The organism is Porphyromonas sp. HMSC077F02 (assembly GCF_001815465.1).
GTDB lineage: Bacteria > Bacteroidota > Bacteroidia > Bacteroidales > Porphyromonadaceae > Porphyromonas_A > Porphyromonas_A somerae.
The window spans coordinates 1-11,012 of record NZ_KV820640.1; the positions used below are offsets into that span (position 1 = coordinate 1).

Consider the following 11,012-nt stretch of genomic DNA (forward strand, 5'->3'; position numbering starts at 1 on the left):
ATTGGGGCTTACACACTTTTTTGGGACAGTATCTAGTTGCATCTCGGCAAACGCTTAGTTGCAACTCGCCGATTGCTTAGTTGCATCTCAACTTTTGCTCTACTTGTATGAGACTGTTGCACGAAGGCGATCTGCTTCGTTGCTTTCGGAATTCGGTCTAGGTCACGTACGCGAGTACGCTCCCTTCGCCCTGGTGGGGCCTTGGTGCCCTACGGCACCTTGCCCTCATCCTCAGGCCTTGCATCTCATCCTTCGTGCAAAGTCTCAGCACATTTGAAGCAAATGTGCTGAGAATGGCACTTCGTGCAACATTCTCTGTATAGAGGTTTTATGGAGAGCCCAAGACTGCGTAGCCCCTACCTTCGCCCCAATACAATGAGAGCCATAAGGCTATTGCCCTATGGCTCTCATATTAAAAATAGACTGGCTCAAGAATCAGAATGCCGATACCCAACGAACATAAGCAAAGTCCATAGGGTGAGCCATTAGTTGGTGCGTAGGAGAGATGCGGATGGCGATCTTCCGGGTACCAGGGTTATTGATCATCTTTCTTAGCTTGTAAGTGCGTCGACTACCTTCACTGCTCTCTAGGGTAAAGGCATAGTTATCTACAAGCTCTGTCATCATATTATCGGCATTGAATTCAGAGATGACTAGCTCTACCTTGAGGTCAGTGGAGAGCTGATGTAGGTCGAGCACCACTTGCAACTCCATCTCTTCGCCCACTTCAAAGCTACGACTACTGAGGTCCTTGGTGCTCTTCACCTCTATTACCTCCAATTGATCCCAGGTATTGGCTACACTTTGTTTCCACTCCACCAGAGTATCAACTGCTGCATAGTTGTTTTCTGCAAGCATTGCTGAGCGTGTAGCAAGTGGCTGGTAGAATCGAGTGATATAGTCATTAATCATCCGTCGCATCGTGAAGCGAGGGAGGATCTCTGCCATAGAAGTCTTGATCATCTTCACCCAACCGGTAGAGTACTCCTTACCATCACTACGATCGTAGTAAAGCGGGATGATCTCATCCTCTAGGGTCTTGTAAATCGTCACGGCATCTAGCTTATCCTGCTGTCCTTGATCGGTATAGGTGCGTTTGTCGGTCAGTGCCCAACCGCCTCCAGGCACAAATCCCTCATACCACCAACCATCGAGTACTGAGAAGTTGAGCACTCCATTCATCAGCGCCTTCATGCCCGACGTTCCCGACGCCTCTAATGGACGTGTAGGGGTGTTGAGCCATACATCCACACCAGCGATCAATCGGCGAGCTACACGGATATCATAATTCTCTAGGAATAGGATCTTACCGTGGAATTGTGGCATCTTAGAGATCTCGATGATGCTCTTGATAAGCCCCTGGCCACCGCCATCGGCAGGGTGTGCCTTACCGGTATAGATAAACTGGATGGGGCGCTCGCTGTTATTGACAATCTGTGCCAAGCGATCGAGGTCGGTAAAGAGCAGATGGGCACGCTTGTAGGTGGCAAATCGGCGTCCGAAACCGATGAGAAGGGCATCGGGATTCAGGGCATCAAGCACCTCGTAAGTAAAGGAGGGGTCGTTATTGCTCTTAGAGAGACTTGCCTTGTAGCTCGCCCTGAGATGGCGAATAAGTCGGCATTTCATCTCTTTACGCATCTCCCATATTTCGCTGTCTGGCACCTCTTTGATCTTCTTGAGAATGTCAGGATTATCCTGATCATCAAGTATATTCTCCGAGATATATTTCTTGTAGAAAGGGATCCACTCCACAGCGGTCCACGAAGGGAAGTGCACCCCATTGGTCACATATCCCACATGTAGCTCGCTAGGGAAGTAGCCCTTCCACACAGGGGCAAACATCCGCTGCGACACCTTGCCGTGAAGCCAGCTAACACCATTGGCCTCCTGAGCCGTATTGAGCGCCAAGACACTCATGGAGAACTTCTCGTCGGAGCCAGGGTTTTCACGACCAAGGTCAATCAACTCATCAAACGAAACCCCTAGCTTCGCGGCATAGTGACCCATATACTTATCGAAAAGGCCCTTATCAAAGTAGTCGTGACCAGCAGGCACAGGCGTGTGCACTGTATAGAGCCCTGAAGAGCGAACGATCTCCAGAGCGTGATCAAAGTCCATACCACTCTGGGTGAGCTGTGCCATACGCTCAATATTAATGAAGGCAGCATGCCCCTCGTTGCAGTGGTACACTTGCTTCTTGATGCCTAGCTTCTCTAGTAGCATAATACCTCCGATACCAAGCAGATACTCCTGCTTCATACGGTTTTCCCAATCGCCACCGTAGAGCTGGCTAGTAATTCCCTTATCCCAATCGCTATTCTTAGGGTGGAAGGTATCCATCAAGTAGAGCGGGATACGCCCTACATCTACTCGCCACACATTGCAGTAAACGGTATGATCTCTAAAGGGGACCTCTAAAGTCATCGGTAAACCCTGCTCATCGGTCACTTGGCTTACTGGAATATTATTGAAGTCATTCTGCTTATATTGGGCAATCTGATCACCATCGGCCGAGATGACTTGGTCAAAGTAGCCATACTTGTATAGGAAGCCTACGCCTACCATGTCTACGCGAGAGTCGCTAGCCTCCTTCAGGTAGTCGCCTGCCAGTACACCAAGACCGCCAGAGTAGATCTTCAGCACATTGCTGAGCCCATATTCCATACTGAAGTAGGCCACACTAGGGACATCGCTACGCATAGGTGCCGCAAGGTATTCCTGGAAGTGCTCATAGGCCTTGTCGAGACGAGCCATAAACTCCTCATTCTGTAGCAATTCCTCTTGTTTTGCACTGCTCAGCCCATTGAGGATCTCAATAGGATTGGCCTGAACAGCCTCCCATTTCTCCTCATCTATCTCGGCAAATAGCTTTCTTACCTCTCTCCTCCAAACCCACCAGATATTGCGGGATAGCTCCTCTAGCTTCGCTAAGTTCTTTGGCAGCTTGGAGTGAGTGTACACTTCATTCCATACCGCCTCATTACAGTTCTTATTACGAATCATAATTATTCAAACCTAATATATTTTCTTAATTACCTATGCAAAGATACTCAAATAATTATACACCAGTGCCCCCTCCTCCTAAAGGACTTCAGGGGTTACGCACCAGAAAGATCTTACCGTGAATGACCTCCCCTCGTGGGAGGTCAGACGGATCATAGCCCCTAGTCGAGGCTCGTAGAGCCGATGACTAGGGGACAAAAACCGACCCACCCCCACAAGGGGTCGTGGAATAGGGGAGGAATGCCCTTAATCCCCCAGTCGTTCGGGGCTGACGCCCCTCCGACGTGGGGGCTAGGATCCGTCGGACCTCTGCCGAGGTCCTTACCCATAGGTACTCAGATAAATACCACTAATAAAACATTTCTAATGCGTGACCCCTCCTCCTATCGCTTTCAATAGGAGGAGGGGGCTCTGCTAAAAAGTCTCTTACCAGATAAGGGCTTCCGAATCCTTATTTATAGAGATAGCGCTTGATACTCTGCTTAGGCGTCTTCTCAAAGTCACCCTCCAGCACTTCAAAGCTGGAGATTTGGGCAAAGGAGGCAAGGCTCTCATTGAGTTGCTTGCGATTACTTTCGAGTAGCTCTTCCACCTTCTTATCGTTCTTATAGCCCGCCTTTTCGAGTGCCTTTCGGTCGATGGTCACAATCGCCACATTCCGTTTGCCCTCTCGCTGTACCACCACTGCTTCATTCATAAAGGGGAGCATCGCTATCTTCGCCTCTATCTCCTCAGGGTAAATATTCTGCCCATTAGGCCCTAGGAGCATCGCCTTGGAGCGCCCTCTCAAAAAGACGCTGCCATCCTTGGCAATATAGCCTAGGTCCCCCGTCTTCATCCAGCCATCCTCCGTAAAGAGCTCGGCAGTTGCTTGTGGGTTTTTGTAGTATCCGAGGCAGACATTCTCCCCCTTCACTTGGATCTCACCCACCATCTGCCCCTCAATCTCTTGGGCATCGGCTACCCGTAGCTTCTCTATCATCTTCAGCTCCTTACCACAAGAGCCAGAGACATAGTTTTTATACTGAGCATAGGAGACCAATGGCGCACACTCCGTCATACCATAGCCGACGGTGTAGGGAAACTTAATACGGTCGAGGAACTGAGCCACCTCGGCATTGAGGGCTGCCCCACCAATGATGATCTCACCTAGATTGCCCCCTAGTGCCTGGATCAATCCCTTTCTAAACTTCTTGTATACCGAGTTGCGGAGGATCGGCGTCTTAAGTGCCAACCGTACCGAAGTCTCCTTGAGCTTAGGCGCCACCACGCTCTTGTAGATCTTCTCCAATACGAGTGGCACGGAGAGGATCAGTCGAGGTTGCACCTCCTTAAGCGCTTTGAGGAGAATGGTAGGGGTAGGCTTTTGACCAAGGATATAGACGTGTGCACCCGAAAGCAAGGGGAGTAGGAAGTTGAATGCACAGCTATAGGCGTGGGCGTTGGGGAGGAAGCAGAGAAGGCGATCACCGCGGCTCTGCATCTTTTCCGTCACCGCATAGGTCATATTGGCTGCTAGGTTGTTGGCAGTAGTCATCACTCCTTTACTAAAGCCCGATGTACCAGAGGTATAACTAATGAGTACAACCTCTTCATTGCTCACCTCGGGGAATTTTACATCCTCCCGAGTAAAGTCATTGGGGTATCGCTCCTTGAATAGAGCATCGATATTGTGTGCCTTAGTTGGGTCGTTGGAGAGTAGTCCTAGGAGTGGCTCCATACTTTTAATCCTATGAAGCCCCATTACATTGGGGAGCAGTGCTCCCTCTAGGTGCTTCTCGTGCTCTGGCCCCACGAATACAAACTTAGAGTCGCTATGCTCAATGAGGTGTAGCAAGTCGGCCTTAGGGAAGTCGGGCAGTATAGGTACCACCACCGCCCCATAGGTAACGATGCCCATCCATACCATGCACCACTCAGCACAATCCTTACCAATAAGGGTCACCTTATCGCCCTTCTTGATGCCATTCTGCTCCAAGATAAGGTGTACACGTGCTGCCCACCGTGCGACATCTGCCACAGTATAGGTTCGCCCCTCCTCATAATTGGTGAAGGCAGGAAGCGCCCAATTCTCCTTCAGTACCCCCTCATATAGCTTTACAAAGTTCTCCTTAATCATAATCCTCGTGGTCTAATGTTAATATTCATTACAAACATACAGATTCTACCGTAAACTACCAACTAAAGCGGAAATAACCTGCCAATACTAGCTAATGTGTAATTAAACTTCTAGTGAATTGGATCTTGTAACTTTCTTGTATCGGAGTTTGGAATGTCAATAGATTATTCGTATCTTTGCGACACGAGAACCCGCCAAGCCTCTCAACGATGCTCAAATGTGCGGGTCTTTTTTTTATACTATGACAAAAAGAATTCCGTTTGTAAAAACATACGCTACCCCTAAGGCGTTAGTACAGTTGCTCAAAGCAAGAGGCATGAAAATAACTGATGAAGGAAAGGCTGAACACTACCTTGCTCACATCGGTTACTACCGCCTATCTGCATATATGCACCCTTTACTTTCCACCCCTAAGGAACAAAAACTATTTAAGCAAGGTGTTACCTTTGACAAGGTAATGATGCTGTATAAGTTTGACAAGAAGTTACGACTGCTCCTCTTCAATGAAATTGAAAAAATAGAGATTGCAGTGCGTTGTGCAATCGTAAATTTTGGAACAAAAATATTAGACGATCCATTCTGGATGACGAACGGACGTTATTTCTCAGATCCTAGTAGATTCAGACGCACTAAACACCTAATTGAAGATGAGTTAAACCATACTAAAGAGGATTTCATCCATCACTTCAAGAAAAGCTATATCAATCAGTACCCACCATCTTGGATGCTGGCTGAGATACTACCATTTGGAGTAGTCACCAACATTTATTCCAACATCAAGAATAAAAGAATTAAGAAATCCATTGCTCAGTCATTTGGACTGCAAATTTCTCCATTCGAATCTTGGCTTACTATTGTTGCAGTAACACGAAACTCTTGCTGTCATCATGCTCGTATTTGGAATCGCGTATTCTCCATTCGTGCTACTATGCCAATCAGAATAGAACGTCCTTGGATTACATTGCCAACTGATCCATTAAAGGTATACTTTGACCTGTGCATTATCAAGTATTTCCTTGATGTCATATCGCCAAATAACGACATGCTCCACAAAATGAATCATCTCTTTGCTACATTTCCAGAGATAGACAAGGCTGCACTTGGCTTTCCAAAGGGATGGGAGAATGAACCATTATGGAAATAATCCATTTAGCTTTTACATTGCCACTTTTTACCATAATGGCAATTGATTATCAAAGATTATGAAGAGAAACAATATATATAAGATGTTTGGGAGTATCCTTGCGGTACTTCTTTGTTGCCCACTAGTAAAAGCGGGCACCCCACCAACGATGATCAAGGACCCCGCCCGCTCTGCTGCTGCCTATGCTTATGCCGATAGCGTGATGCAGGGGATGACGGATGAGCAGCTTCTGGCTCAGCTTATTATGCCAATGGTCTACCCCAAAGAGGGTCAAAAGAGCCTAGAGGAGTGGGACCACCTAGTAGCACGTGGCTTCGGAGGCGTCCTTTGGCAAAAAGGGACGCCCGAGCGACAGCTCTTCCTCACCAATCGCATGCGGCAGAGAGCCACGATCCCGATGCTGGTGGCGATGGATGGCGAGTGGGGACTCTCGATGCGTCTTTCTGGCACTATCCGATGGCCTCGAAACATTGTGCTGGGGGCCACCAACAACCTCTCCACTGCCTTTGAGTATGGTAGAGCCACAGCAGAGGAGGCGAAGCGGATGGGCATTCAGGTCAATTTCGCCCCTGTTGCCGACGTCAATAATAACCCCCTCAATCCAGTCATCGGTACCCGTAGCTTTGGCTCCGACCCTCAGCAGGTAGCGAAGCTGGTACTGGCTTATGGTCAAGGGCTAGAGAGCCAAGGGGTGCTGGCGGTAGCGAAGCACTTCCCCGGGCACGGTGATACCAAGGTCGATTCCCACAAAGCTTTACCCGTGATATCGCACGACCGGGCACGGCTAGAGGAGGTAGAGCTCTACCCCTTCACCCAATTTATCCAAAAGGGCTTAGGGGGTATCATGACAGGGCACCTCACCGTCCCCGCACTAGATAGTAGCCTAAAGGCAGGCAGTGTGAGCCCCGCCATCACCACCGAACTACTGCAGGAGCAACTCGGCTTCGAGGGGCTCATCTTCACCGATGGGCTAGCGATGCAAGGGGTGATTGACAATGTAGGCAAAGGCTCTGTTGCTGTCGCCACCTTCAAGGCTGGCAATGATATTCTACTGGCTCCGCCTTCACCTCAAAAGGCATTAGCAGAGCTGCTCACCGCACTAAAAGAGAGAGAGATAGACCGTAGTGAGGTGCTACGCCGTTGCCGAAAAGTACTTGCGTGGAAACATCTCCTCGGGGCAACGGATAGGGCACCACTACCAACGACTGCCCTCTCTGCCGACCTTAATAATGAGCAGAGCAAGGCACTCCGTACCAGAATCTATGAGGAGAGTGTCACCCTACTGAAGAATAATGAGTCACTCCTTCCATTCGCTGGAAAAAGTGAGATAGCCCTCCTGCGTTATGGAGATTCTAGGACCCCTCAGCTCCTACAAGTACTCCGCAATGGTGGCACAGTTAGCAGCCACGGCATTGGCGTGAAGGCAGGTAGTGGCGAGCGACAGGCCACCTACCAAAAGCTACGAAAGAGCTCCGTGATACTGGTTGCCATCACCTCCGAAAGGGCACGGCCCGATGCTGGGCTCCTCCAATTGGCACGCGATAGGTCGGTAGTCTTGCTTTTACTCACCAATCCCTACACCGCACTGCACTTCAAGGAGGTGATCACCGAGGCAAAGGCGGTGGTGATGGGCTACGATAGTAGTGTCGATGCCCAGACAGCCGTCGGACGTGCCTTACTCGGTCAGCTACCCATGAGTGGGGTGCTACCAGTTGACCTACCCCCACTTTTCAAGGCGGGAGCAGGCATTCCTCTGGAGCAAAAAGGGCTCACCTTCGCCAAGCCAGAGGCCGTGGGTCTCAATAGCCGCCTCCTCTCTAAGATAGATGATATCGCCCTCGAGGGGGTGAAGAAAGGTGCCTACCCCGGTTGCCAAGTACTAGTGGCGAAGGAGGGAAAAGTGGTTTATAGCAAGGCCTTTGGCTACAAAGATAGCGGGAAAAAGGAGCCCAATAACACCGCCACCCTATACGACCTCGCCAGTGTCACCAAGGCAGTCGCCACTGTGCCACTGCTGATGATGGCAGAGGACGAGGGGCGGTTGACCACAAAAGATTCATTGGGCAAGCACCTCGGTTTTCTCAAAGGAAGTAATAAGGAGTCGGTAACACTTGCCGACCTTCTTTTTCATACAGGGGGAATGCCCGCGGTGATCAATTTTTACCTCTCGCTCATTGACCAAGACAGCTATCCTTCGCCACTAATCACCTATCGGCACCAAGCTGGCTTTCCCATTCAGATCGCCCGAAAGGCGTGGGCAAGGCGCGACTTCTCCTACCTCCCATCATTGGTTAGTAGAGAGCAGAGTGAGGACTACCCTATCCGCTTCGCCGAGGGATACTACCTCCACCGTTCGGTAAGGGAGATGATGCGTGAGGAGATCCGCGATGCACAGCTCCGTCGGCGGGGTTACCGCTACAGTGACATTGACTTCCTGCTATTGCAAGAAGTGCTCGAGCAGTGCTACCAGTTGCCACTCGATCAACTTTTTATGGAAAAGCTAGCCACACCACTCGGGCTAAAGCGACTCACCTACTGCCCTTTGGAACGATTTGCTCCCTCCGAGATAGCCGAAGGGCAGAAGGATCAATTCCTTCGCCATCAAACCCTCCGTGGCGATGTGGATGACGAGGCAGCAGCGATGCTGGGAGGAGTATCGGGCAATGCCGGACTCTTTGGCACAGCAGAGGAGCTATTTCCACTCCTACAGATGCTCCTCAATGGCGGCACTTACGACGGTCACAGGTATATTAAACCCAATACGGTACAGAAGTTTACCACAGCCCGCCGCCCCGGCTCCCCCTATGCACTCGGCTTCGACCGTCACCGTGGCAAAGGCAAGGTAGGCAACGTGCCCGATATTGCACCCCTCTGCACCTATGGGCATACCGGCTTCACCGGCACCTGCTGCTGGATAGATCCCCAAAATGAGATTGTCTACATCTTTCTCTCCAATAGAGGTGCCCCAAAGCGGTGGAACAACCAGCTCTCACAGCTCCATATCCGCACCCGCATCCAAGAGCAAATCTACCTTTCACTAAGGGGATAATTACAGACCCATCAAACGGAGCCGTAGGCGTGTGGTTTCCTGAAAAAGGTTGTCCGACCCGCAAGGGGTCGTAGGTTTTGATCGCCTTATTTCCCCCGGTCGTTCGGGCTACGCCCTCCGACGCGGGGGCTACGACAAAAAGGACCTCCTCGCGGAGGTCCTTTTTTGCGGGGGTGTCTTGATTATTAAGAAAACCCCTTCGGGCTTCACCCACTCCCCCACCGACTCGTCTGACTCGTCTGACCTGTCCGACTTGTCTGATTGTCCCCTTATATTGCGCACCACCGCATTTTCTATGGCGAATATTATTTATTTACAAAATTCTTTATTACATTTGTGGAAGTATTAGATGACGGTATTATTTTCACAATATAAAGTTTATATCTTATGAGTTTTTTGACTGACGACAAGCTCGTGATCATCGGAGCAGGAGGTATGATTGGTAGCAATATGGCACAGACAGCAGCTATGATGCGCCTCACCCCAAATATCTGCCTATACGACCCCTATCTCCCTGGTCTTGAGGGCGTGGCAGAGGAGATCCGCCACTGTGGATTCCAAGGTCTCAACATGACTTTTACCGACAATTTTGAGGAGGCTCTAAAGGGAGCTAAGTACATCGTATCCTCAGGTGGTGCCCCTCGTAAGGATGGCATGACTCGTGAGGACCTACTTAAGGGTAATAGCGAGATCGCTGCCGACCTCGGTGAGCACATCAAGCGCCTTTGCCCCGATGTAAAGCACGTGGTAATCATCTTCAACCCTGCCGATATCACCGGTCTCGTAACCATGCTACATGCAGGCATCGACCCACGCCGTGTAACCACTCTTGCAGCACTCGATAGTACTCGTCTGCAGAGCGAGCTAGCTAAGCACTTCGGTGTAGCTCAGTCCGAGGTTACTGGTGCACGCACCTTCGGTGGCCACGGTGAGCAGATGGCAGTCTTTGCATCAAATGCCAAGATCGCTGGCAAGCCATTGAAGGACTACATGGGTACCGACAAACTGACTAAGGAGCAGTGGGAGGAGATCCGTACCAAGACCACTAAGGGTGGTGCTAATATCATCAAGCTACGTGGTCGCTCATCATTCCAGAGCCCAGCATACTGCTCTATCGAGATGATTGCTGCTGCTATGGGTGGTGCTGAATTCCCATGGCCAGCAGGTACTTTCGTGAACAATGATAAGTTCCAAAACATCATGATGGCAATGGATACCAAGATCGGCAAGGATGGTATCGTTACCTACAATATGCCAGAGGGCACTCCAGAGGAGATGGCCGAGCTAGAGGCTAGCTACAAGCACCTGGTAGACCTCCGCAATCAAGTGATTGAGATGGGCGTCATCCCAGCAGTAGAGGATTGGGGTACCATCAATAAGCACTTTGCTAAGTAATCTCCTTATAGATAGAGAAAAACAAATCCAAAAGGGTCGGGCTCCTCGTGATGCCCGACCCTTTTTTCTATAGATTAAAAACCCCTGCTGTGCGGTCAGAAAAGTGACCATCTATGAGAGCAAAAGTTGAGTTGCAACTAAGCAATTGGCGAGTTGCAACTAACCATTTGCCGAGTTGCAACAAAGCAAATGCTTAGTTGCATTTCGGTTTTTGCTTAGATGAGAGCACACCCAAGGGGTGGCTCATTGGACAATGGGTGCCTCATCGGACAAGTCGGACAGGTCAGACAAGTCAGACG

Annotated in this window: 5 protein-coding genes; 3 read left to right on the forward strand and 2 right to left on the reverse strand. The window is 50.0% G+C overall.

What is annotated here, in order from left to right; genetic code table 11:
- Window positions 1-435: 435 nt before the first annotated feature.
- Window positions 436-3,009, reverse strand: coding sequence for an alpha-glucan family phosphorylase (gene glgP / locus HMPREF3027_RS02810; RefSeq protein ID WP_070706890.1), 2,574 nt, complete (start codon window positions 3,007-3,009; stop codon window positions 436-438).
- Between the two features lie 448 nt (window positions 3,010-3,457).
- On the reverse strand, window positions 3,458-5,125 hold the full coding sequence (locus HMPREF3027_RS02815) for an AMP-binding protein (protein ID WP_070706892.1): 1,668 nt from the start codon (window positions 5,123-5,125) through the stop codon (window positions 3,458-3,460).
- Window positions 5,126-5,366: 241 nt separating this feature from the next.
- Here HMPREF3027_RS02815 and HMPREF3027_RS02820 point away from each other — a divergent pair, with 241 nt between their 5' ends.
- The 3 genes from HMPREF3027_RS02820 to HMPREF3027_RS02830 all read left to right on the forward strand — a co-directional run bounded on the left by HMPREF3027_RS02820 (window position 5,367) and on the right by HMPREF3027_RS02830 (window position 10,713).
- Window positions 5,367-6,269 (forward strand): Abi family protein, encoded by a 903-nt coding sequence (locus HMPREF3027_RS02820; protein WP_070706894.1) that lies wholly within the window; start codon window positions 5,367-5,369, stop codon window positions 6,267-6,269.
- Window positions 6,270-6,327: 58 nt separating this feature from the next.
- Window positions 6,328-9,318, forward strand: coding sequence for a serine hydrolase domain-containing protein (locus tag HMPREF3027_RS02825; RefSeq protein WP_070706896.1), 2,991 nt, complete (start codon window positions 6,328-6,330; stop codon window positions 9,316-9,318).
- Window positions 9,319-9,705: 387 nt separating this feature from the next.
- Window positions 9,706-10,713, forward strand: a complete 1,008-nt coding sequence (locus HMPREF3027_RS02830) for a malate dehydrogenase (protein WP_018027886.1) — start codon at window positions 9,706-9,708, stop codon at window positions 10,711-10,713.
- The last annotated feature ends 299 nt before the right edge of the window (window positions 10,714-11,012 follow it).